Origin of the sequence: Paenibacillus sp. MER 99-2, assembly GCF_023714095.1 — a bacterium.
Taxonomy (GTDB): Bacteria; Bacillota; Bacilli; order Paenibacillales; family Paenibacillaceae; genus Paenibacillus.
On record NZ_JAMAUZ010000003.1, the window covers coordinates 691,021 to 715,766 of the forward strand.

The 24,746-nt window shown below is 46.8% G+C and carries 21 protein-coding genes; all 21 read left to right on the plus strand.

Annotated features, from left to right (window positions below; genetic code table 11):
- The first annotated feature begins 28 nt into the window (after nucleotides 1–28).
- On the plus strand, nucleotides 29–517 hold the full coding sequence (gene atpF, locus M3636_RS17980) for a F0F1 ATP synthase subunit B (protein ID WP_128103791.1): 489 nt from the start codon (nucleotides 29–31) through the stop codon (nucleotides 515–517).
- Nucleotides 514–1,062 (plus strand): F0F1 ATP synthase subunit delta, encoded by a 549-nt coding sequence (locus M3636_RS17985; RefSeq protein WP_145051544.1) that lies wholly within the window; start codon nucleotides 514–516, stop codon nucleotides 1,060–1,062. The genes atpF and M3636_RS17985 overlap by 4 nt, the downstream gene beginning before the upstream one ends.
- Nucleotides 1,063–1,078: 16 nt before the next feature.
- Nucleotides 1,079–2,593 carry a F0F1 ATP synthase subunit alpha gene (atpA, locus tag M3636_RS17990; protein ID WP_145406978.1) on the plus strand — a complete coding sequence of 505 codons (1,515 nt, stop codon included), beginning with the start codon at nucleotides 1,079–1,081 and terminating at the stop codon, nucleotides 2,591–2,593.
- Nucleotides 2,594–2,844: 251 nt separating this feature from the next.
- A complete protein-coding gene (atpG, locus tag M3636_RS17995; protein ID WP_145406977.1) occupies nucleotides 2,845–3,717 on the plus strand; it encodes an ATP synthase F1 subunit gamma in 873 nt (290 codons plus the stop codon).
- Between the two features lie 93 nt (nucleotides 3,718–3,810).
- Nucleotides 3,811–5,214 (plus strand): F0F1 ATP synthase subunit beta, encoded by a 1,404-nt coding sequence (gene atpD / locus M3636_RS18000; protein WP_145406976.1) that lies wholly within the window; start codon nucleotides 3,811–3,813, stop codon nucleotides 5,212–5,214.
- A 64-nt stretch (nucleotides 5,215–5,278) separates the two neighbouring features.
- Nucleotides 5,279–5,683: a F0F1 ATP synthase subunit epsilon gene (locus tag M3636_RS18005; protein ID WP_128103787.1), complete on the plus strand. Its 405-nt coding sequence runs from the start codon at nucleotides 5,279–5,281 to the stop codon at nucleotides 5,681–5,683.
- 759 nt (nucleotides 5,684–6,442) lie between these two features.
- Nucleotides 6,443–6,700 carry a DUF1146 family protein gene (locus tag M3636_RS18010; protein WP_251383432.1) on the plus strand — a complete coding sequence of 86 codons (258 nt, stop codon included), beginning with the start codon at nucleotides 6,443–6,445 and terminating at the stop codon, nucleotides 6,698–6,700.
- Between the two features lie 520 nt (nucleotides 6,701–7,220).
- The gene (gene murA / locus M3636_RS18015) at nucleotides 7,221–8,567 is read left to right on the plus strand and encodes a UDP-N-acetylglucosamine 1-carboxyvinyltransferase (RefSeq protein WP_145051586.1); all 1,347 of its coding nucleotides are present in this window, start codon (nucleotides 7,221–7,223) and stop codon (nucleotides 8,565–8,567) included.
- 485 nt (nucleotides 8,568–9,052) lie between these two features.
- Nucleotides 9,053–10,408 carry a stage II sporulation protein D gene (spoIID, locus tag M3636_RS18020; protein WP_251383434.1) on the plus strand — a complete coding sequence of 452 codons (1,356 nt, stop codon included), beginning with the start codon at nucleotides 9,053–9,055 and terminating at the stop codon, nucleotides 10,406–10,408.
- Between the two features lie 1,127 nt (nucleotides 10,409–11,535).
- Nucleotides 11,536–12,273 carry a stage II sporulation protein SpoIIQ gene (gene spoIIQ, locus M3636_RS18025; protein WP_056693835.1) on the plus strand — a complete coding sequence of 246 codons (738 nt, stop codon included), beginning with the start codon at nucleotides 11,536–11,538 and terminating at the stop codon, nucleotides 12,271–12,273.
- A gap of 171 nt (nucleotides 12,274–12,444) precedes the next feature.
- The gene (gene spoIIID, locus M3636_RS18030; protein WP_024632710.1) at nucleotides 12,445–12,732 is read left to right on the plus strand and encodes a sporulation transcriptional regulator SpoIIID; all 288 of its coding nucleotides are present in this window, start codon (nucleotides 12,445–12,447) and stop codon (nucleotides 12,730–12,732) included.
- A 219-nt stretch (nucleotides 12,733–12,951) separates the two neighbouring features.
- On the plus strand, nucleotides 12,952–13,950 hold the full coding sequence (gene mreB / locus M3636_RS18035; protein WP_251383436.1) for a rod shape-determining protein: 999 nt from the start codon (nucleotides 12,952–12,954) through the stop codon (nucleotides 13,948–13,950).
- Nucleotides 13,951–14,053: 103 nt separating this feature from the next.
- Nucleotides 14,054–14,938, plus strand: a complete 885-nt coding sequence (locus M3636_RS18040; protein WP_251383437.1) for a flagellar hook-basal body protein — start codon at nucleotides 14,054–14,056, stop codon at nucleotides 14,936–14,938.
- Nucleotides 14,939–14,983: 45 nt separating this feature from the next.
- Nucleotides 14,984–15,823, plus strand: coding sequence for a flagellar hook-basal body protein (locus M3636_RS18045; protein WP_251383439.1), 840 nt, complete (start codon nucleotides 14,984–14,986; stop codon nucleotides 15,821–15,823).
- 12 nt (nucleotides 15,824–15,835) lie between these two features.
- The gene (locus M3636_RS18050; protein WP_056693821.1) at nucleotides 15,836–16,060 is read left to right on the plus strand and encodes a DNA-directed RNA polymerase subunit beta; all 225 of its coding nucleotides are present in this window, start codon (nucleotides 15,836–15,838) and stop codon (nucleotides 16,058–16,060) included.
- 550 nt (nucleotides 16,061–16,610) lie between these two features.
- Complete coding sequence (fabZ, locus tag M3636_RS18055) at nucleotides 16,611–17,042, plus strand: 3-hydroxyacyl-ACP dehydratase FabZ (protein WP_251383440.1); 432 nt, start codon at nucleotides 16,611–16,613, stop codon at nucleotides 17,040–17,042.
- A 47-nt stretch (nucleotides 17,043–17,089) separates the two neighbouring features.
- The gene (locus tag M3636_RS18060) at nucleotides 17,090–18,808 is read left to right on the plus strand and encodes a phospho-sugar mutase (protein ID WP_251383442.1); all 1,719 of its coding nucleotides are present in this window, start codon (nucleotides 17,090–17,092) and stop codon (nucleotides 18,806–18,808) included.
- A 371-nt stretch (nucleotides 18,809–19,179) separates the two neighbouring features.
- A complete protein-coding gene (locus M3636_RS18065) occupies nucleotides 19,180–21,201 on the plus strand; it encodes a DUF5693 family protein (protein WP_251383444.1) in 2,022 nt (673 codons plus the stop codon).
- Nucleotides 21,177–22,367 (plus strand): polysaccharide pyruvyl transferase CsaB, encoded by a 1,191-nt coding sequence (gene csaB, locus M3636_RS18070; RefSeq protein WP_251383445.1) that lies wholly within the window; start codon nucleotides 21,177–21,179, stop codon nucleotides 22,365–22,367. Before M3636_RS18065 ends, csaB begins: the two co-directional genes overlap by 25 nt.
- Before the next feature lie 7 nt (nucleotides 22,368–22,374).
- Nucleotides 22,375–23,133, plus strand: a complete 759-nt coding sequence (locus tag M3636_RS18075) for a WecB/TagA/CpsF family glycosyltransferase (protein WP_251383446.1) — start codon at nucleotides 22,375–22,377, stop codon at nucleotides 23,131–23,133.
- 391 nt (nucleotides 23,134–23,524) lie between these two features.
- Nucleotides 23,525–24,652, plus strand: a complete 1,128-nt coding sequence (locus M3636_RS18080) for a glycosyltransferase family 4 protein (RefSeq protein ID WP_145051510.1) — start codon at nucleotides 23,525–23,527, stop codon at nucleotides 24,650–24,652.
- Nucleotides 24,653–24,746: the final 94 nt, after the last annotated feature.

Here is a 24,746-nt window from a genome sequence, read left to right on the forward strand (position 1 = left end):
AGGATACCTCCAGGAAGGAGTGAACAGATTGAGTTTCGTATGGGAAAATACGCTTCTTGCGATTATTGCATTCGCAATCTTATATTGGCTGCTTAGCCGTTACGCTTTTGGTCCATTGTTCTCCATTATGGAAAAACGTCGTGAACTCGTGCTGTCGCAGATGAATGAGGCTGCTCAGACTCGGGAACAGGCGATCGCCTATGTGGAGGAGCAAAAACAAGCTCTTGAGCAAGCACGTCAAGATGCTTACGACATCATTGAACAATCGAAACAAACGGGTGGCAAACAAGCTGAATCGATTTTGGCTGATGCCAAAGCGGAAGCTAATCGTCTGAAAGACGACGCAGTACGCGAAATCGAGAGCGAGAAGAACAAAGCAGTCGCAGCGCTTCGCAGCGAACTGGGTACCGCTTCCGTTCAGATTGCATCCAAATTGATTAAAAAAGAAGTTGAGAACGGTCCTGCACAAGAAGAGCTTGTGAACCAATACCTCAATGAGGTAGGAGGCCGACAATGAGCCGCGATACGATTGTTGCCAAACGTTATGCGAAAGCATTGTTCGAAGTTGCTCTTCAGCAACAACAAGTACTTGAGGTTGAACAAGAGCTGCGCGCCGTTGTCAGTGCATTGACTGGTGATTCCGATATTCAGAAGTTTATCGTATCTCCTAATATCTCTGATGAAGCTAAACGGAACGTGCTTCACTCAAGTCTTGATGGCAAGGTATCCGAGTCTGTCCTTCGCACAGTCTTACTGTTAATTGAACGCGGACGCGTTGAATTGCTGGAAGACTTGCTGAATGATTATCGGAAGATTCAGGGCGAGTCGCTCGGGATTGCTGATGCGCGTGTATACTCAACTTATGCATTGAATGATGAGGAAAAAGAAGCGGTTGCTCGTGAATTCGGTGGCCGTGTGAATAAAAAGATTCGTATCGAGAATTTTGTTGATCCGACTCTGCTGGGCGGATTGAAAGTCGCCATTGGCGATACGATCTATGACGGCAGCTTGGCTGGCAAGCTCGAACGTCTTGAGCAGTCTTTTAACAGACGAGTACAGTAGATTGGGGTGAGGACACTTGAGTATCAAACCAGAAGAAATCAGTACATTAATTAAGAGCCAAATCGAACAATACAAGACCGATATCGATGTAGTCGAAGTCGGAACGGTTATCGAGGTTGGTGATGGTATTGCTCGTGTTTACGGACTTGAGAACGTAATGTCCAACGAGTTGGTTGAATTCCCAAGCGGTGTTATGGGACTCGCCATGAACGTAGAAGAAAGCAACGTCGGTGTCGTTATCCTGGGACCTTACTATGATATTCGTGAAGGCGACCAAGTTAAGCGTACTGGTCAGATCATGCAAGTGCCTGTAGGCGAAGCATTGATTGGGCGCGTTGTGAACCCGCTCGGTATTCCAGTGGATGGCAAAGGGCCAATTGCTACAACGGAATTCCGTCCGGTTGAAGGTAAAGCACCAGGCGTAATGGATCGTAAATCGGTTCATGAGCCAATGCAGACTGGGATCAAAGCCATTGACGCAATGGTACCTATCGGTCGCGGACAACGTGAGTTGATCATCGGTGACCGTCAAACGGGTAAAACATCCATCGCGATTGATGCCATCTTGAACCAAAAAGGTAGCGGCATGAAGTGTATCTATGTGGCTATTGGTCAGAAACAATCTACGGTTGCACAGGTTGTGGAAACTCTTCGTCGTAAAGGCGCAATGGAGTACACAATCGTTGTAACTGCAGCAGCTTCTGATCCATCACCACTCTTGTACATCGCACCGTATTCCGGTTGTTCGATGGGTGAGTACTTCATGTACAAAGGCGAGCACGTTCTGGTTATCTATGATGACTTGACTAAACAAGCTTCTGCTTACCGTGAGCTTTCCTTGTTGCTTCGTCGTCCACCGGGCCGTGAGGCTTATCCGGGTGACGTCTTCTATCTGCACTCCCGTTTGCTGGAGCGTGCTGCGAAGCTGAATGATGAACTGGGTGGTGGTTCTTTAACCGCACTGCCGTTCATTGAAACACAAGCTTCCGACGTATCTGCTTACATTCCAACGAACGTAATTTCCATCACGGATGGACAGATCTTCTTGGAAGCCGACTTGTTCAATGCTGGACAACGCCCGGCGATCAACGTAGGTATCTCCGTATCCCGTGTCGGTGGTTCTGCTCAGATCAAAGCGATGAAAAAGGTTGCAGGTTCCCTGCGTCTCGACCTCGCTCAATATCGTGAGCTTCAAGCGTTCTCCCAGTTCGGTTCCGATCTGGACAAAGCGACTCAGGCTCGTCTGAATCGTGGTGCACGCATGATGGAAATCCTGAAACAAGGTGTTAACCAGCCGTTGCCTGTAGAACAACAGGTTGTCAGCTTGTACACTGCAGTTAAAGGATTCTTGGATGAAATTCCAACAGGTGATGTTACTCGTTTTGAACGTGAGTTCCTTGCGTTCATGGAGAGCACACATCCGGAAATTCTCGGATCCATCCGTGATACAAAAGAATTGACTTCAGACAACGAAAACGCACTGAAAGGTGCAATCGAGAAGTTCAGAAAGAGCTTCGCTGTCTCTGTCTAAATAGATGATTGCAGTCTGCGGAGTTGTTAACCGATTCCGCATGTCTGCATGTCAAACTTTGACTCTGTCAAAGTAAGATAATGCTTATGATCTAGTTTTGGCTTGGTCAGAACGAGTGTTGAGGCTTACGAAGTAACTTTGGCTTTGCCAAAGTTAAGGTTATGCTTACGATGTAGTTTTGACTTTGTCAAAACTGTGTGAATGCTTACGAAGTAACTTTGGTTCTGCCAAAGTTTTGAGGTGGTGAAATCATGGCAAAAGGCATGCGCGAAATTAAGCGGCAAATTAAAAGCGTACAAAGCACCAAGCAGATCACCAAAGCAATGGAGATGGTTGCAGCTGCAAAACTGCGTAAAGCGCAGGAAAAAGCTGAGGCAGCCCGTCCTTATTCGGAGAAGCTGAAAGAAGTTGTAGCTAGTATTGCATCCAGTACGCAAGGTATTCAGCATCCGATGCTGGAGAGCCGTCCGGTCAAAAAGACAGCTTATCTAATCATTACATCGGATCGCGGTCTTGCAGGTGGTTACAATGCGAACGTTCTGCGTCAGGTTAACCAGACGCTCAAGGAACGCCACACCTCTCAGGATGACTACGAATTGTTCGTCATTGGACGTAAAGGACGCGACTACTTCAGACGTCGTGAAATTGCGATGGCATCCACAACAACGGATCTGTCGGATTCACCTTCATTTGCAGATATCAAATCCATTGCACACGAAGCTGTTCATGGGTTTGAACTTGCTCAATTTGATGAATTGTACATTTGTTATAACCGCTTTGTGAATGCGTTGACCCAGATTCCTACGGTAGAGAAACTTCTTCCGATGGAAACACCTGAGGTGTCTGCTGCGGAAGGACCAACAGCAAGCTACGAATACGAGCCGTCTGCTGAAGCTGTACTTGAGGTTTTGCTACCGCGTTATGCGGAGACGCTGATCTATGGTGCACTTCTGAACGGTAAGGCGAGTGAGCTAGGCGCGAAAATGACGGCAATGGGTAATGCAACCAAAAATGCATCTAAACTCATTAATGACTTGTCATTGACTTATAACCGTGCCCGTCAAGCGGCGATTACGCAGGAGATTACGGAAATTGTGGCAGGTGCCAACGCAGCACAAGGATAACCGTTTTTTATTAATGAAGGCTTGCAGAGCAAAGATAAACGAACGGACATTATTTTTGCAAAAGTAGCAGGCTTGTAGGAGGGGAACGTTAAGATGAACAAAGGACGCGTTGTGAGCATCATGGGTCCGGTTGTTGACGTCGAGTTTGATCGCGGCGGTCTGCCGGAAATCCTCAATGCCATTACGATCACTACAGTAAGTGAGAGCGGCGTAAGTGTAAACCTTACACTCGAAGCTTCGAAACATCTGGGTGACAACCGGGTACGTTGTATCGCGATGTCCTCTACGGACGGTCTCGTTCGTGGTATGGAAGCAGTAGATACTGGAGCTCCAATCTCTGTACCAGTCGGAGAAGCGACACTGGGTCGTGTATTTAACGTACTCGGCGAAGCAATCGATACTGGTGGTACAGTAGCTGCTGAACACAAGAACCCGATTCACCGTTCAGCTCCTGCATTTGATGAACTGACTACCCAAGCAGAGATGCTGGAGACAGGAATCAAAGTTATCGACTTGCTCGCGCCTTATGCGAAAGGTGGTAAAATCGGTCTCTTCGGTGGTGCCGGTGTAGGTAAAACGGTAACAATTCAAGAGCTGATCAACAACATCGCACAAGAGCACGGTGGTATCTCCGTATTCGCGGGTGTTGGTGAGCGTACACGTGAAGGTAACGACTTGTATCACGAGATGAGTGATTCCGGCGTTATCAACAAAACAGCAATGGTCTTCGGACAAATGAACGAGCCTCCAGGCGCACGTCTTCGTGTAGCCCTCACAGGTCTGACGATGGCGGAATATTTCCGTGATGAAGAAGGCCGTGACGTGTTGCTCTTTATCGATAATATCTTCCGTTTCACTCAAGCGGGTTCAGAAGTATCTGCCTTGCTTGGACGTATGCCATCCGCGGTAGGTTACCAGCCTACTTTGGCTACAGAAATGGGTCAATTGCAAGAGCGTATCACTTCTACCAAAAAAGGATCGGTTACATCCATCCAGGCGATCTACGTACCTGCGGATGACTATACTGACCCGGCTCCTGCAACAACATTTGCTCACTTGGACGCAACAACGAACTTGGAGCGTAAAATCTCCGAGATGGGTATCTACCCTGCGGTAGATCCACTTGCATCCAGCTCACGGATCTTGGCACCAGAAGTTGTAGGTGAAGAACACTACAGCGTTGCTCAAGGCGTTAAGCGTATCTTGGCTCGTTACAACGAGCTGCAAGATATCATTGCAATCTTGGGTATGGACGAGCTCAGCGAGGAAGATAGAGCGCTCGTTTATCGTGCGCGTAAAATTCAACGTTTCTTGTCCCAGCCTTTCCACGTTGCTGAAGCATTTAACGGTATTCCGGGTAAATACGTTCCGGTTAAAGAAACGGTGCGCAGCTTTAAAGAAATTCTCGAAGGCAAGCATGACGATCTTCCGGAAGCAGCATTCCTCTTCGTTGGTACAATTGAAGAGGCAGTGGAGAAAGCCAAAACACTGGTATAATCTGACTCCAGGATTGTCCTTATGAAGCGAGCTATCCTTCGGATAGTTTTCAGGAGGGATGGAATTGAGCACCTTTTTGTTGGAGATTGTAACCCCTGAGCGTCTGGTCTACTCCGAACAGGTTAATAGTATCAGCGCTCGCGGTGTTGAAGGGGAACTGGGTATTTTGCCAGGACATATCCCTATGGTCACACCTTTGCAAATCGCACCAATCTTGATCAAAAACGGAAAAGAGACGAAACAAGTCGCTATTGGCGGTGGTTTTATCGAAGTCCGTAAAGACAAAGTGGTTGTACTTGCAGAGAGTGCCGAGTTTCCGGAAAATATCGATGTGGACCGTGCGCGTGCGGCCAAAGAGCGGGCAGAACGCCGGCTTGCTAGCCAAAGCAACCAGGATCATTTTGATCACCGTCGTGCAGAGATTGCTCTGCAAAAAGCGGTTAACCGGATTAACGTATTCGGCAAATAAACGATTCAATAAGTCTGGCGGCTTGTTCCGCCAGGCTTTTTTGACGTGTACAGGTGACATCTAAGCCGATTATATTGAGGTGAATTTGCTTTTATGTCTGTTTGCCCTTTTGAAATGGATGAAGGTCAATAGATCTGTGCAGATTGTTCTGTAGAGTCACGACTGTTGCATACAATGAGATCGCATCAATTTGAGCATCGATTTACAGTTCTGATTCCTACATATATGGATAGCTAGGCAATAGTGTTGCACGGTAAATTTGCATTTTTAATATGTTAAATTGTTGAGATGACAATCACCGTTTGGGTGGGCATGAATAGGATATAGGACTAAAGTAATGATGATAATGAAGCGGTAAGAACCATTTTTATAGACCAAAAACCAAATTATTTCCGAGGAAATGACAAGCTTGATATCAAAATAGCGCTCTTTTATGTCGTTTTAGTACCAAAATCCCGAATAATTTCATTTAGAATATTTCCGAAGTGGAAATCAATGTAATTGACAATGTATGATGAAAGAGCCTATATTCCATAGAGTCAGCAGAAGACGCAGTTGCAGTGATGAAATTCATAGTCATTCATAGCCAGTTTGTTGTTACTCAGTGATTGGGCATTGGAGAACTCACTTAGGTGCTCTCCAGCAAAATAGGCTCAGTGTATGCCGTGTTAATGATCAGTTTATCCTTACAAGACTACTTCAAAGGATGACAAGCAAATTTGCGCGGATCGCTGCAACAAATGTGGAGGTAATGAATATATGGATACTGATCTGACGAATCAGGTAAACCAGGCTCTAAGTACAAATGGTCTCGTTTCGATTATCGTCTCACTGATGTGCATAGCGTTGTCTTGGTGGGCTCTTCAGAACTTGAAGCTCGATCTAGTGATCAGACAGCCTAAAGGAGCTCAGGGAAGGTTGCTACACTTATTACTGGCCATCATTCTGGGGCATGCCGTTTCAGGTTTCGTTATCGATTACTTGTCATGGACACAAATGTTGCGTCATTTGTTTTAATCTTGAGATGGTTGGTTAATTCTCTCTTAGGCTCTTTCGAGTAGTGTCATTGTCGAATAACATCGATTAATTGTGTTAACAATTAGAGTATGGATTGTCGACGTGCTAATTACGAAAAAAATGTGACGTGAAATTGGATGATTTTGAGATGTTTTATGTAAAAATGCTTGTATCGAACAATTCAACAATGTTATGATGGAAGTTAGGGAAATCACAAATGTTCACTATTTATAAGGCTATAAACGGGATCTCCGGTTAAATCCGGCTGAAAATTATCCCAACTGTCAGTTTTTATTTTTCGCCGATCCATATGTCTTGTTTAACAAGGTATTGTGCACTTGATTCGGCTGTGTCATCATCAAATTTTTGAACTATAAACCAATTCTTTTCTGAGCAGACATCGATGGTATATTTTGCCATGATATGTCGGAATTCCACACACAGCAACAGTCCTTCTGCAAGAAGGGCTACACGTATTCCGGAATGAAGAAAAGGGAATAAACGCGCGGAGGGAACCATGATGAGCAAATTTATCGTCCGCGGTGGCAAAAGGTTGACCGGAAGTGTCAAAGTTAGCGGCGCTAAAAATTCTGTTCTTCCGATCATCGCTGCCTCTCTCTTAGGGGAAGAAGGACAAAGCGTTATTATTGACGCACCTCCTCTAGACGATGTGATGACGATTAACAAGGTGTTGGAATCGCTAGGAGCGGGTGTTACATACCGGGACGAAGTGATTACCGTAAATGCGGAAAAACTTACTTCCTGTGAAGCTCCGTATGAGTGGGTAAGTAAAATGCGGGCGTCATTTTTGGTAATGGGACCACTGCTTACACGTATGGGTCACACGAGAATATCGCTTCCTGGTGGATGTGCCATCGGTACACGACCTATTGATCAACATCTGAAAGGCTTTGAAGCCATGGGTGCGGAGATCAGTTTGGGTCAAGGTTATATAGAAGCACGCAGTCAAGGTAGACTACGTGGTGCTAAAATTTATCTAGATGTGGCATCTGTGGGTGCTACTCAAAATATTATGATGGCTGCAACATTGGCTGAAGGCGTGACTGTTCTGGAGAACGCCGCTAAAGAGCCAGAGATCGTGGATCTCGCGAACTTCCTGAATGGGATGGGAGCGAAAGTACGCGGTGCTGGAACTGGTGTAATTCGGATCGAGGGTGTGGAGAAGCTTTCTGGTGTTAGACACACTGTTATTCCGGATCGGGTTGAAGCAGGAACCTATATGGCTGCTGCTGCAATCTCCGGTGGCGACGTCTACATTGAAGGTGCAATCTCTGACCACTTGGGATCGGTTATTGCGAAGATGGAAGAGATGGGTGTAACGATTCAACCTGACGAGAACGGAGTTCGAGTTATCGCAGATCGTCCACTCAAGGCGGTAGATGTGAAAACATTACCATACCCTGGCTTCCCAACGGATATGCAGTCTCAGATGATGGCACTATTGCTGGCTTCCGAAGGAACTAGCGTAGTAACCGAGACGGTATTTGAGAACCGCTTCATGCATGTGGATGAATTCCAACTGATGAATGCGGAGATCAAAGTAGAAGGTCGTTCTTCTATTATTACCGGTAACGCCAAGCTGAAGGGTGCTAAAGTAACAGCTACCGATTTGCGTGCGGGTGCCGCACTTATTATCGCGGGTCTTGTTGCTGAAGGTACAACAGAAGTGGGCGGTGTTCATCACATCGACCGTGGTTATGTTCATTTGGCTGAGAAGCTGAATGGTCTTGGAGCCGATATTTATCGGATTTCCGTTGAAGAGCCTAAGCTTGATGCAGCGAAAGCATCCAATGATAAGGTTGAAGAGGAAGTACCGTTGTTCAAGGTACAACCAACTTTGGCTTAACATTGATGTGTGCTTAGTTGTTCGCTGTGCTTAACTGTTGTTGTGCGTGGTCATGCGAATGATGAATGAACTGTATTGTAAAGATGAACCAAAAGCTAAGCCATCTGGCTTGGCTTTTTTTTGTCCTTTTTTGGAACTAGGATCACGCTTAAGTGTTGATGTAAGTACCTGATTCTATTAATAGCTGATCCTAATCTATGTGTAGCATAACATTCAATTCTGAATTGATGCTGAACGAGAGAGAAGAGCTGGGAACGCTGGGAACGGAGTGATTAAGTAGGGGACGACGAAGCGTCAGATCGCGTCAGATCAATATTTATCGGTACTAAATACGTTTATAGATGCCCAAATGAAAGAATAGAAGAGAAGTGTGTTTCTCTTAAATGATGTTCTATCAGATCGATTCAACTCATACCCTAAACTATGGAATTGAACAAATTAGGCCGGTGCACAGTCACTCGTGGACAACGGAGGGTTATGTCGAAATGAAAGAAGCACGCATACAGGTTAAGGTACCTCTTGTGCCTCGCCCAGGAACTACAGATCAAGGCGAACAATCTTCTAATTCAGGTATGGAAAAAGACAAGCTAGCCTCAGTGACACCTATTCGGTTAGCATCCGTCGGCTCAGTAACAGCATCTGCTCCACACAAAGCGAGGGTAGATGCATCAGATGATGCAACAACAGGCGAGATGCATGTGCCTGTTATTGAGCTAGATCATTTCCGCCCTGTGAAGCGGCGGCGAATGCGGACATTTGGACGAGGAAATCGGTGGGGAAGACACAAGCCTCCACGTTGGCAACCTGTTGCAGCGGCAACTACACTACTCACGCTTGCCTTGCTCATCCCGGTTATTCTGGTCTGGCCGCGAGCAGATGACCCGGTTAAATCGGTACCAGCATCACCGACCGCCAATAGTACATCTACTCCAGCACCCACTCCTGCTGTACCTGTAACGTACCCAGAGCCTAATGTACGGGTATATCTGTCGGCGACAGGTACAACAATGGAGCTTCCACTGGAGAAGTATGTATCCGGCGTGGTCGCCGCAGAGATGCCAGCTGAGTTCAGACTGGAAGCGTTGAAGGCTCAAGCAATTGCAGCTCGCACGTTTATCGTCAGGAGATTGGCGGCTAATGATACAAGCGGTGTGCCCTCAGGAGATGCGGACGTTACGGATACGGTAAGTCACCAAGTATTTATCCCACCAGATCAAGCAAAGGCTGAATGGACGCGGCTTGGCAAAGCGAACGATTGGGAGAAGCTAGAGCAAGCCATTCGTGAGAGTCGTGATGCGGTCATGACGTATCAGGGCCGAGCAATAACCGCTTCTTTTTTCTCAACAAGCAATGGGTATACCGAGAATGCAGAAGACGTATGGGGAAATGTTGTGCCTTATCTTAAAAGTGTAGACAGCCCGTGGGACAAGAAGATCGCCCCGAGATTCGAGGAGACCGTTACGATGAAGCGTAGTGAAGTGTTGCAAAAGTTAAAGCTCAGCGCCAGTGCAATACCTGTCTCAGCTCAACAAGGAAGTGCATGGATGGAAGTGCTATCGACAACGAAGGGACACCGGATCAAAGAAATGCAGATTGCTGGTCAGACGTTCAGCGGCCCTGAGGTTAGGAACTTACTCGGACTCCGATCGAGTCAATTCAGTTGGAAGAGCGATGGCGACGAAATCGAGTTCACAACTTATGGATACGGTCACGGTGTAGGCATGAGCCAGTGGGGAGCCAACGGCATGGCGCAAGAGGGCCACACGGCAACGCAAATCCTCAAACACTACTATACGGGCATATCTTTCGGACAGGCATCCAAGATGCTGGCATCAAAGTAGAGGAGATGGGTGCCGTTGGTGTTTAACGAATCTGAGAGACATTATTAGGCTCTATCACCGCGATTGGAAATTCTAACGAACCTCAGAAGTGTTATAGCGAGAAAAACCACAGAATTAGTGCAATCATAGTGGCCAAATGAGTGATTAGCGTGTCGACGATTCGTTAGAATTCTCTGGATGCCATTTTCTCACCAATAAGGTCATCTGAGTTCGTTAGAGATATAACATGCTTGGTGTGTCCAACCATCTCTAACGAATCGATAACTTAGCCGTTGCACCAACTCCCAAACTAGCAAATTACTGGCTCATTCAGTGCACCAACGACAAGTTAGCGAATTAGGAACTCATCCAGAGCACTTACCACCAAACTAGCGAATCCCAACTAAGCTAGTACACCAATCTCAAACCGGCAAATTGCCTATATGCCTGCTGAAGCTAATCACCATCTATCTAACCCAAGGCTACTCTACTTACCTACCCTCCCATTCTAATACTTTCAGCTTTGTCTATATGGGTAGGTGTACATTGTTAACCTGAACGGAGCGGAGTGCATACTATTTACTCCATCCTACCCCACCTGCCCGCCTATCCTTAAAACTTTCAAGCTTTGACTATATCATCGGAGGGAGAGTGCGAGTGTTGGGTGAGCGTAGGGGACAGAAAAGGCCTGTAGAAGCGAAGCGTCCGCCTTTATCCCCGGATTTCTTCCTTAGGAGATTTTAATCAGGAAATCCGGGGATAACAGCGAGTAGAAAGGTTTTCTGTCACCGGAGCGGAGCGCATACCAACTGCACATCTATGTCATCCTATCCTACTACCCGCCCCGTCTTAATACTTTCAGCTTTGCCTATATCGGATGGTATGCATTGTTGCGCCTGAACGGGGCGGACAGAGATAATCTGGAGAAACGGAGTGCTCGCCTTTATCCCGGGATTTCAACCTTTGAAAAAAGGTATAAAGGAAATCTGGGGATAACAGCGATCGGAAGATTGCTCTGGCTGTGGAGTGGTCTAGGGTAACCCGCATCACCCTTATATAGCACTCTCTGAAAGTTTTATGAAAATAATTAGAGTCGCGCGTGTATAAAAGAGTTGCACCCGGTAACACTTGTTACTGAGGTGATCAAGATGAATGAACAAAACAAAAAAACAGTCCAAGAAGAAACTCCTAAAACAACACAAGGAGTACCGGCTAGCCAGCCCTCTTCATGGAAAAGAGCAATGTCCAAACGTTGGGTGTTCCCAGCAGCCTACATCGCAGCAGCAGGTATTATACTAACATTAGTGTGGGTCTATCAGGGAACAAGCGAACAAGCGCTTAACTCGGATCCAGCGGGTGTAGTAGAAACCGGCACCAAGGGTACAGAAGAAACAGCAGTGGTTGATGGCGAACAGGAAAGTGTGGAAGTTGTTGCGAAGTCGGAAAGTTTTGTATGGCCAGTAGCTAGTCCTTCGGAAGTATCAATTGTTAAGCCTTTCTATGAAAACGAAGGTTCGACGGAAGAGCATGAAGCTGCGATGGTACAGTATAACGATACATTTATCCCGAATACCGGTGTAGACCTGGCAAGAGGAGATAACAAATCGTTCGAAGTAAAAGCAGCACTTAGCGGAACAGTAACCCGGGTTGAACAAAATCCGCTGACAGGTCAAGTTGTGGAAATTACTCACGACGAGAACCTTAAGACGGTATACCAAAGCTTGTCCGATGTGAAAGTAAAAGAAAATGACGAAGTGAAGCAAGGAGATGCCATTGCATCTGCAGGCGTGAATGAGTTGGGTAAAACGCTTGGCAACCATCTGCACTTCGAAGTTTATGAAGACGGACAGCCGGTTAACCCAAAAGGATTTCTCCCGGAAAAATAATTGATTTTTTACCGCAGTATGCCGAAGGCAGAGGGAACGCTCCCTCTGCTTTTTTTACGTTTTCTGAAAATTATGGGACCTTCGAAGCTTGTCACACCTCTAAACCGCGAATATATAGGCATGCTCCTCATATAATGTACCAAACTATCCACACAGTAGGGAGGCGGGAGCGTGCACGATTACATCAAGGAACGGACCATCAAAATTGGTCGCTGCATTGTTGAGACAAGAAATACGGTCCGTACCATAGCCAAGGAATTCGGCGTGTCAAAGAGTACTGTGCATAAGGATCTGACGGAGCGTTTGCCGGAAATCAACCCTGATCTTGCTGACCAGGTGAAACACATTTTGGAGTACCACAAGTCGATCCGTCATTTGCGGGGCGGGGAAGCGACCAAGATCAAATACAAAAAAACGAGTGGAAAAAAGCGTGAAGTGTTGGCTTCTGCAAAATCGTAATCATCTTTGACAAGACATAGGCCAAAAAGCTCAAACTTGGATTGAATCCCTCCCCTGAAGTATGATATGTTAAAAGCTGGTACAGGATCGAATTATGACATCTTATCAGCCCGATTTTTACATATATATGTTGCACTTTGTCGAACGAGCGGTGACGTGATAAGGGACTCTTTTTCACAGGATACGCTGACCAAATAATATCACTTTGGGGGCTCTTTTATGTTAAGCAAGGATATCGGTATTGATCTTGGCACGGCGAACGTGCTAATTCACGTGAAAGGAAGCGGGGTTGTCCTCGATGAACCTTCCGTTGTGACCATTGAAAGCGATACGAAGCGGGTCCTTGCTGTTGGGGAAGAAGCGCGTCGTATGGTGGGGCGTACTCCAGGTAACATTGTTGCCATTAGACCGCTGCGTGACGGCGTTATTGCGGACTTCGAGATTACGGAAGCGATGCTCAGACATTTCATTAACCGTGTGGGGGCGAGAAGCTGGTACAGCCACCCACGGATTTTGATCTGCGCACCGACCAATATTACTTCCGTAGAGCAGAAGGCGATCCGTGAAGCCGCTGAGCGCAGCGGTGCCAAAGAAGTATTCCTAGAAGAAGAACCGAAAGCGGCAGCGATCGGTGCAGGCATGGATATTTTTCAGCCGAGCGGCAATATGGTCGTGGATATCGGCGGCGGAACGACTGACGTTGCAGTCCTGTCTATGGGCGACGTAGTCACCGCCTCTTCTATTAAAGTTGCAGGGGACAAGTTCGACGAAGCAATAATCAAGTTTATCAAAGCCAAATATAAGCTCATGATCGGTGAACGTACAGCCGAGGATCTGAAGATTGCCATTGGTTCTGTGCACCCAGGCGGACGTCAAACGGAGATGGATATCCGTGGTCGTGATATGGTAACCGGTCTACCGATTACCGTAACGGTGTCAGGCAATGAAGTACAGGAAGCCCTGTGGGATTCGGTACAATCCATCATCGTAGCAGCGAAGTCCGTATTGGAGCGGACACCACCTGAATTATCAGCGGACATCATTGACCGTGGTGTTGTGTTGACAGGCGGGGGCGCTTTATTGAACGGATTGGACGAGCTGTTATCGAATGAATTGCATGTACCGGTATGGGTAGCGGAGGATCCAATGCATTGTGTTGTAAAAGGAACAGGCATTATGCTGAATAATTTGGATCAAGTGGTTAAGAAAAAATTCTAATCTGCCGATATAATCAACAAAGGTTCGCCCATGCTCGGGTTAAGAACGGACAAGCCATAAGCCTGCTAATGCAGGACAAGCGCTTGAGGAGAGGGGATCAACCATGCTAAGAGGTCTATATACGGCCACCGCGGGAATGCTTACGCAACAACGTCGCCATGACACAGCAACTCAGAATATCGTGAATATGAACACAACGGGATACAAACAGGTGAGTAGTGTTAGCCGTTCTTTCCCGGAAATGCTCATTACTTTGGTGGGTGGAGATGCGAATACTCCAACAAAGCGGTTGGGTAGATTGAACTCAGGTGTATTTGCCGAAGAGAGCTTGTCCATGAATGTGCAAGGTGCGATTAGAGAGAGTGGGCAGAAGAGTGATTTTGCCATTTCATCTAATTTGGTGGTAAACGATCCACAGACGGGACAACCTGTTACATTTGATGCATCAGGTAAGTTTGTGAGAGAAGATGGTACCGTTACGTACCAACCACAAGCGTATTTTACGGTACAGGATGCCGATGGTAATACAAGATACACACGTGATGGACATTTCACTGTTACGGGAACCGGACAATTGCTGAGCTCGACGGGCTCACAAGTGTTGGATAATAATGGACAACCTGTCGTGTTGACAGGTTCAGTGGAGCAATTTAAAGTGGATGAGCAAGGTCGTCTCGTGAATGCAACTACAGGTGCACCGACAGGCGTTACACTTGGAATTAGCGTGGTTGATCTGCCGAATCAGTTGGTACGTCAAGGTGACGGTAACTTCAGCCTGGACGAACAGGGCGGTGCAACGGCGAGAATGATGGCTGCTGGGGATAACGTTCAGATTCGCCAAGGTTACTTGGAGGGCTCCAATGTGGATGCATCTCAAGCAACGGTGGATATGAATGCTGCGTTCCGTGCGTATGAAGCCAATCAGAAAATTGTACAGTTCTATGACCGAAGTTTGGATAAAGCCGTTAATGAAGTTGGACGTGTATAACGTCAACCGTAGATATAACCACGTAGTGGGGAGGGTAAACCACCGATGAATAATTCCATGATTAGTGCCAAGGTTTCCATGACTGGCATTCAGCAACGTCTGGAAGTCATTGCCGATAATATTGCCAACGTGAACACGGCAGGATATAAGAGCAAGCAGGCAGCGTTTGAAGATGTTTTGACTCGTGTACAACAACAGCCTGAGAAGTATCAACTAGATGGTCGTTCTACACCGATGGGATTTAACCTTGGGTTTGGCGTGCGTTTGTCAGATGTTACGAAGGATATGACGCAAGGACCGCTTAATGAGACGGGTAACCCGACGGATCTGGCAATTGAAGGCAATGCTATGTTTGCTGTGGAAGCGAATGGACAGAAAATGTGGACACGTCAGGGTGCATTCCATTTTGTACCTGATGAGAGACCGAATCCGAACCCGAATGCACCTCAGATGATGGTACTTGTTAACGGTGAAGGACATTTTGCACTTGATCGCCAAGGCAATCGGATTACCGCACCGCTGAATAGCAAAGTCGCATTTGATGAGAATGGGAATTTGCTGATTCGTCGTGGTAATGCGGCTAATGCAACCATCGGTGCTCAGTTGCAACTCGTTGATATTGAGCGTCCAGAAGGTTTGGTGCAGTTTGCCGATAACCTGTTTGGTTTGGACGTTGGTTTAACCGAAGATGATGTATTTGGAGCTAATGCGGCGACGCGTCAAGCGGCAGCTACAATTCGTGCGGGTTATCTGGAGCAGTCCAATGTGGATCTGACTTCGGAGATGGCTTTGCTGATGCAAGGACAGCGTACGTATCAGTTGGCAGCTCGGGCACTGACATCCAGTGATTCGATGGCGGGTCTAGCCAACAATTTGAGAGCATAAAAGGTGAATGTGATGACAGATACAGAGCAGCAGAACAGTAAGCCGGATAAGACGAAAGTCAAGAAGAAGAAGAGTGGATGGCGTATCGCCAGATGGTTTCTGGTTCCGTTTCTGCTTGTTCTTGCCCTCGCTGGTGGTATGGTCGCTGGCTATGTAGTACTGGGTAAACAGGATATCGGCTCCGTATTGGAGTGGAGCACTTGGGAGCATGTGTATAATCTGGTGTTCGCTCCATAGGACGTGTAATGAGGGAAAACTCCTGCGTAGGCAGGAGTTTTCTTTTTGGTGTTGAAAACAGTATAATGATGGATGACGTTTGACTTCTGATGTCTAATGCCTAACGTCTAACGTCTAACGTCAAAAGAGGCCTCCCCTGCGAATGATATGCGTCATCGCCAAGAGAGACCCCTTATCTCAACCTTCACTACTGCAGTCATGAAGGATATTTCTAGTGTTAACCGAAAATGCGCTTTTTAAACAAATACAATAACTATATTTTATATGAGACCTGTTTTTTAAATGTTTGTCATATCAGCATACGTAGTGTAGGGAAAGGAATCGATTCTGAAGAAGCGAAAGCTACAAGCTTTCTCAAGAAAGCTTACTTCGGAAGCATAAACTCACCTTTGTTTTCTAATTTTAACCTTTTAAAAAGTAAATTCAGATAAAATTAGAAAACAACAGCGATCGAAAGAACGATCCGCACCCGGAGCGTCTACGAAGCAGGTAACGTAAATCATTTAGCCACGAGTCTCATATAAAACACGACACGAAAGGAGAATACAACGTGCTCGATAGCAAACAGATTCAAGAGATCATTCCGCACCGTCCCCCGTTCCTACTGGTGGACAAGATTGTAGAGATGGAGGAGGGCAAGCGTGCCGTCGGTTTGAAGAATGTAACGATTAACGAACCGCACTTCCTGGGTCATTTTCCAGAGTATCCGGTAATGCCGGGTGTTTTGATTACAGAAGCACTGGCTCAAGTTGGCGCAGCGGCTATGCTTAGCATCGAGAGCAATAAAGGCAAGATTGGATTTTTGGCGGGACTGGACAATTTCCGATTCCGTGGACAAGTTGTGCCTGGAGATACGCTGATGCTTGAAGTGGAGATCACTCGACTGAAGGGCTCTATTGGTAAAGGTAAAGCTACAGCTAGAGTGGAAGATAAAATTGTCGCTGAAGGCGAGATCATGTTTGCATTGTCTGACCCAAGCTAAGAGATAAGTAATTTATTGAATGGACATAGAGGAAGGGGTTTGCAGGAATGGAACAGTTAAGCGAAACAGCAGCATTGACGCTGCAGCAATGGTTGGAGGATGCTTCGATTGATGAAGCGACGAAACAGGAGCTTCGTGACTTGCAGGATCAGCCGAAAGAGCTGGAAGACCGTTTCTATCGTAATTTGGAGTTCGGTACAGGTGGATTACGTGGTGTGATTGGCGCCGGAAGCAACCGGATGAACCGCTACACGGTGGGTCGTGCAACACAAGGATTCGCTCGGTATTTGTTGGAACAGCATGGTGACAAAGAAGGCAGGCCTTCTGTGGTCATTGCGCATGATTCCCGTCACTATTCACCAGAGTTCACACTGGATGCTGCACTCGTTCTGGCAGGCAACGGGATCATGGCGAAGCTGTTCACATCCTTGCGCCCTACGCCTCAATTGTCCTTCAGCGTGCGTCATTTGCAAGCAACAGGCGGCATTGTGGTGACAGCGAGCCATAACCCTCCTGAATATAACGGATATAAAGTGTACAACCACCAAGGGGGTCAACTTGTGCCGCATGAAGCGGAGAAGGTGATTCAGTACATCCAGGAGGTTCCTTCTCTTGCCGATGTCAAAAAGTTGACTCAAGAAGAAGCCGAAGCACAAGGGTTGCTCGTATGGCTTGGGGAAGAAGAAGATCAAGCATTCTTCGATACGGTGGCGAGTCAGAGCTTGAGTCGTGAACTGATCCAAGACGGTGTAGGACGTGATTTCAAAATCGTCTTCACACCACTGCACGGAACAGGAAACGTTCCTGTACGTCGTGTATTGGAACAGATCGGATTTGAACAACTGCACATCGTAGCAGAGCAAGAACAACCAGATGCGGAATTTTCTACTGTGAAGTCCCCTAACCCGGAAGAACGCGAAGCATTTACGCTGGCGATGAAGCTGGGCGAAGCAGTTGGAGCAGACATTTTAATCGGTACAGACCCCGATGCAGACCGCATGGGTGCAGTGGTTAAAGACAACGATGGCAAATATTTCGTCTTGTCCGGTAACCAGTCCGGTGCCATTATGGTTCATTATGTATTAAGTCGCCTGCAAGAGACAGGTAAGCTGCCAAGCAATGGTGCGGTAATTAAAACAATTGTAACGAGCGAGTTGGGCGCGGTCATCGCGGAGCATTATGGTGCAGAAGTGATGAACACCCTGACAGGCTTCAAATATATCGGTGAAAAAATGGATCAATTCGAAGAAAGCGGCAGTCATACGTTCTTGTTCGGATATGAAGAGAGCTATGGTTACCTGGCAGGTAATTATGCACGCGATAAGGATGCCATCCTTGCTTCCATGTTGATCGCTGAGGCAGCTGCATATTACAAGAGCCAAGGCAAAACGTTGTACGACGTACTGCAAGAGCTGTATCGCCAGTTCGGAACGTTCTTGGAGAAGCTGGAGTCCCGTACATTGAAAGGCAAAGATGGAGTCGCTCAGATTCAAGCTAAAATGACAGACTGGCGCTCCAATCCGCCACAAGAAGTCGCGGGAATCGCAGTACAAGACGTACTAGACTACTCGCTTGGCCTAGACGGTCTGCCAAAAGAAAATGTACTCAAGTTCATTTTGGCGGACGGATCATGGTTCTGCCTGCGTCCATCAGGAACTGAGCCTAAGATCAAAATTTACTTTGCCGTACGTGGTGAGAGCACAGACGATGCTCAGAGCCGTATCGAGCGTTTGTCTGACGCAGTAATGGCGCGTGTAGACGCGTAATTCAGTTACAGGTTCTAAAGGTTGTAGCTTGAACATGAGAAAGCCTCTCCGCACCGAAAGGTTGGTTGGCGGAGGGGCTTTTATTTTAGAGTGAAGAGTTAAACTTAACGTTTACATGAGAACGGAGAGGACAGAAATAACATGAAGAAGCGAAGCGTTCGCCTGAAAGCTTTCTGTAAGAAAGCTACATCGGAAGCATAAGCTATCCCCGGATTTTCCCTTTAAATGAAGGGTTCAAAAAAATCTGGGGATAACAGCGATCGGAAGGTTATTCTGTCATCGGAGTGGATATTGTAAAAGTGGAATGAATGATGGAATTACTTGAGCTGAACGTGGATTTTGGTTCCAACACTTGAGGAGGTACACGTATAGTGCGTCAAAAATGGCTTTATTGGAATACCGCTTCCCGGAAGTGGCTGTGGCTTGTTGTCATCATTGGATTGGTAGCCTCCATTCCAGTGATTAGTGATCGAGTGCAGACGGAGTCTTCTGCCAAGAAGGTAGAACTGGTCTTCAATTATCGGGGTCTGCTGGATATCTCAGCATATCAGGCTCATCCGCAAGATTTTATGAATGAACAATTAACACGTCTAAAAGACGCTGGCGTAACGACCATGGCGGTGTTCGAAAGTACACTGGATGAGTTGAGAAAGACACGCCGTATTATGGTATATAACGGTCAGGATCTCGCGAATCTGACGAAGAATGTGATTCCTTCGAATGAGAACTACACCTATGTGTTGTTCACCAATGAAGCGAATGCACAGACATATGCCCCTATCATTGAACAAACGTTCGCTGACCGCCAGATTCCTGTGGTTCCATGGGAATACGAAGGCCGTAGCGGCTTAATATTGCAGACGCCACCGGAGAATGCCAACATGCAGCCATTGCAGCCTGACCCGGTTGCTGTGAAAATGCTGCGTGATCATGGCTTCCACATCTTGCCGCGGATCTCGGATAGTGTACCTTACAACCAAGCCTCCATGGAGAGACTGCTGTCGTTTTTCAAAGAGAATGGCGTTACACGCATCTTGTTTGATGGGGATGCTGTGAAAGGGTACAATGATAATGCGGAGATGAAGAGTATTGATCAATTCGCTCAATTGCTCAATAAATACGATATCGGACTCGCAGCAATCGAGAATCTGAAGAAGCCGCAATCGGGCTTCCAGACACTCGCTTACAAAATTGATTATAATGTTGCACGCCTATATTCCCTGAGTGATGCCGATGCCAATCTGGACGTAGATACCATTGCAGACCGTTTCGTATTGGCTACGAAAGACCGTAACATTCGCATGCTCTACATGAATGCTTCACCAAGTCGGAATACGTCCAAAGCCATGATTACAGATCCAATAGAGAATCTGATCAACAGTCTGGGCGAACCAGGCCATGCGGTTGAACGTATGGGTAAATTCGGATTCGAGCTTGGACAAGCTGAAGCATTTACGGTGAAGGATTCGTCCATTCAGCGTTATGCCAAGCTGGTTGCTCTGATTGGTGCGATTGCCTTGATTACACTCATGGTATCGTACTTTGTACCACTGCTAACTCTGCTTGTGTTCGCACTAAGCTTAGTGGGAAGTGCAGGATTGTTCTTGCTGAAACCGACACTGCTTGAGCAAGGGATCGCCTTGCTAGTAGCCATTGCGGCACCGACAATTGCCATGGTGCTTGCCGTTCGCACGGTGAATTACCAACAGCAACGTCAGCCAGATGCGTCAGCAGGTCGTCGTTTAGGTCAGACCATCATTCTCTATGTAAGAACATCGATTCTTTCATTTATGGCAGTGCCGTTTGTGATCGCTTTGCTGAACAGCATTACGTACAGTCTGGTCATTAACCAGTTCCGGGGCGTAAGCCTGTTGCACTTTGCACCAATCGCGCTGGTCGCGATTTATGTTGTGTTCTATCGGGGTTCGGGCAGCTTCTCGATTAAGAAAATCAAAGAAATGCTGCGCATGCCAATTAACGTGTTGATGGTTGTTCTCGCAGTCATTGCTGCAGCTGCAGGTTATTATTATTTGACGCGGACAGGCAATTCAGGCTCGGTTACACCACTTGAAATGTTCCTGCGTACAGCGCTTGAAGATACGTTCGGCGTTCGTCCAAGATTCAAAGAGTTCATGGGAGGACACCCACTGTTCATCGTTGGTGTGTTCGCTGCATTGAAATATCGTAAATTCGTTTTTGTTCTTATTATTGCAACGATTGGACAGTTGTCCATGGTTGATACGTTTGCGCATATCCACACACCAGCTGTGTTGTCCCTCATTCGTGGTGTGATGGGATTGGGACTTGGCTTAATCTTCGGGATCATTGCTGTGGGTGTGTGGCAAGTCGCGGAAGGATGTTGGAAAAAATGGTCACCACTTCTCAAAAATTAGTCATCTCAGGATATTACGGTTTCCGTAACAGCGGAGACGAAGCGGTGCTGAAGTCAATTCTGACAGCACTGGAAGAGGAGAGCCGCAAGTCGGGGATCACCATTGAACCCATTGTGCTCTCCGGGGATCCAGAATCGACCACTGCAATGTATGGTGTTCGTTCTGTTCATCGTATGAAATTCAAGGAAGTTCGAGAAGCCATCAAGGAAAGTGACGGGTTAATTAGCGGTGGTGGTAGCCTGCTACAGGATGCAACAGGGCTGAAGTCCATCCCGTATTACCTAGGTGTTATCAAACTTGCCCAGTGGTTGAAGAAACCAACGTTTATATACGCACAAGGGATCGGCCCGGTGAACCGGAAGATTTTTAATCCGATGATCCGTTCCGTGTTCAAAGCCTGTAAATATGTATCGGTTCGTGATGAGCAATCTGCTGAGCTGCTTCGCCAGCTGGGATTACAGTGGAATCAGATTCACGTTGTACCTGATCCGGTAATGGGACTGCCATTGCCGGAGAATGGAGCAACAGAGAAGTCTGTTGTGGCGGAATCAGGTGAGAAGCCTTCGGTGAATGAGGGACCTTCCGATAATAACCATTCCCCGGGGAATACTAAACTTCCCGTTATCGGGATCTCGGTTCGCTTCTGGGAGTCGGATCGCAAAGAGCTTACGGCTATTGCAGCTGGATTGAAGAAGCTCTGTGTGCACAAAGCTGTACATTTGAGATTCATGCCATTCCATCTGCCTAAGGATCAAGAAGCATCACGATTCGTGATGGAATTGATGGGCGATGTGAGTAGCAAAGGGAGCGAGGTCAGCATAACGGACAATCTGACCGATCCACAGCTCATGCTGCAAGAGGTAAGTCAGTGTGATATCGTCATTGGTATGCGACTGCACAGTCTGATCTATGCGGCTTCGCAATATGTACCGCCAGTGGGAATTTCCTACGATCCGAAGATCGATCAGTTCATGCTTCGCCTGGACAGCGATCCTGTAGGTAGCACAAGCACGCTTGATGCAGATCAACTGGCCAAGCATGTATCGAAGCTTCTCGATCAGCGGTCACAATGGCTGAAGGAGCATGAGGAGCTGATTACGGAATTGAAGCAGGAGGCCAGAGTGCCTGCCCAGCAGATTATTAACTATTTAGGCCGCAAAGGGTGAGAAGATAATGAGTCAGACCGGCACTATACCTACCGTTTCCATCTACGGTATTCCTTTTTCCAAATTGCCAATGAGTGAGACGGTAGAGGTTCTCCGAGAAGCGGTGCTGTCGAAGCAGCCGCATCACGTCATTACAGCCAATCCAATCATGGTTATGGCGGCAATGGAAGATCCAGCCATCATGCGCGTTATGCAATCGGCTGAGATGGTCGTCCCTGACGGTACAGGCGTTGTATGGGCTGCGAATTATTGCGGGGATCCTGTAGCTGAGCGTGTTCCCGGATATGAACTTTTACATGAATTGCTGCGCGTTGGAGAAAACTATCGTTGGGGTGTATATTTACTCGGTTCTACACCTGAGGTGATTCAAGAAACGGCAGTTCGGTTACAACAGCAGTATCCGGCGATTCGTATTGTAGGTTATCGTGACGGCTTCTTCGGTTCGGATGAAGATGATCAAGTCGTGGCTGCAATTCGTGAAACTGCTCCGGATCTATTGTTTGTTGCGCGGGGTGCAGATACTCAAGATCCTTGGATTAACAAGTTCAAGGATACACTCCAAGTTCCGGTGATGATGGGTGTTGGAGGAAGCTTCGATGTCATCTCAGGCAAAACGAAACGTGCGCCAAAACTGTTCCAGAAGTTAAGACTGGAATGGTTCTATCGCTTGCTTCGAGAACCAAGTCGGGCAGGTCGAATGCTTGCGCTCCCGAAATTTGCACTTAAAGTCATAACGGACAAAGAAAACGTGACAAAAGCCCAATAAATATAGGCTAATACGAGAAAAATGCGTGTTTTTGCTAAAAATTGAGGTTGGCGTTTCGTTGGGGTTCAGCGTATAATTCGTTCTGGATTACATGTGTGCCACTGAAATGAGTAAAACGTTACACTAACCACTACAAGATCAAGGCAACCTTTCGATCGCCGTTATCCCCAGATTTCTTTATTCCCCTTATATAAGGGAGAAATCCGGTGATAAATGCGAACGTTGCACTTCTCCAGGTTTTCCTTGCTCTTTCCGTTACCGTGTAACAGATAGTTCATCATTAAACATGTCTAACAAGTAATTTTATATATAAAAGAGGATTAAAACCTCAAACAGAGATCAGGGGATTTAACATTATGCACGGCATTATAATTGGGGGTCGAATGTTCAAATGGTAGCGATCTTTATCATTGGATTTATCGTGTCAATGGGACTGGCTCTTGCCCTGACACCGCTTGTCAAAAAGTTCGCAGTACGTATTGGCGCGATGGATACGCCGAATGCACGTAAAGTGCACACTCGGATTATGCCACGTTTAGGTGGACTCGGAATTTTTCTAGCTTTTGTTATTACGGTTGCAGCCCTGCTGCCTTTTGTGTCGGCATGGTTTACAACAAGAGATATGAGTTTTGTTAGTGCGTTTCTGATCGGTGGTTCCATTATCGTGCTGATTGGTGCACTGGATGATCGATTTGAATTGTCAGCCAAAGTGAAGTTGCTTGGACAGATCGTTGCTGCTTCTGTAGTTGTGTTTGGCTTCAATATTCGTGTAGACTTCGTTAACATTCCATTTCAGGATGCGTATTCTTCACTGGAAGCTTGGGTAGCGATTCCGCTGACCATCTTCTGGATTGTTGGGGTAACGAATGCGATCAATCTGATTGATGGCTTAGACGGTCTGGCAGCCGGTGTGTCCGGTATTGCCATTGGTACAATCGCCGTGATGTCCTTCTTGATGGGGAACATGATGATTGCCTTGATGTGTCTTGTGTTGCTCGGAAGTATTATCGGGTTCTTGTTCTTTAACTTCCATCCGGCGAAGATCTTCATGGGAGATACCGGATCACTATTCCTTGGTTTCTCACTGGCGATGCTGTCTATGCTCGGATTCAAGCAAATTGCAGTCGTGTCCTTCATTACACCGCTTATCATCATCGGTGTGCCGCTTTCGGATACCTTCTTCGCGATCATTCGTCGTGCGGTACAACGGAAGCCGATTTTCTCACCGGATAAAGGCCACTTGCATCACTGCTTACGCGAGCTTGGGTTCAGCCACCGCCAGACGGTGCTGATCATTTACGGTATTGCTGCATTCTTCGGTGTGCTTGCGATTATCCAATCGTCTGCTGCCATGTTCGAAGCCAACTGGGTGACGTTCGTCGTGATCTGTATCATGATGTTCTTCCTGCAAGTCGGCGCAGAGGTCATTGGCTTAGTCAGCAAAACGAGAAGACCAGTTATTAATTTCCTAATGCGCATGCGCGTCAAACTAAGTCCAGAGACTCGCTCGAAATCATAACATAATAAACGATATGCCTAACGCTATATATACCATTTTTCTGCCCCAAGCCTTATCCCTCGTGGATAAGGTTTTTTGTTTTTTTTGCTGTTTT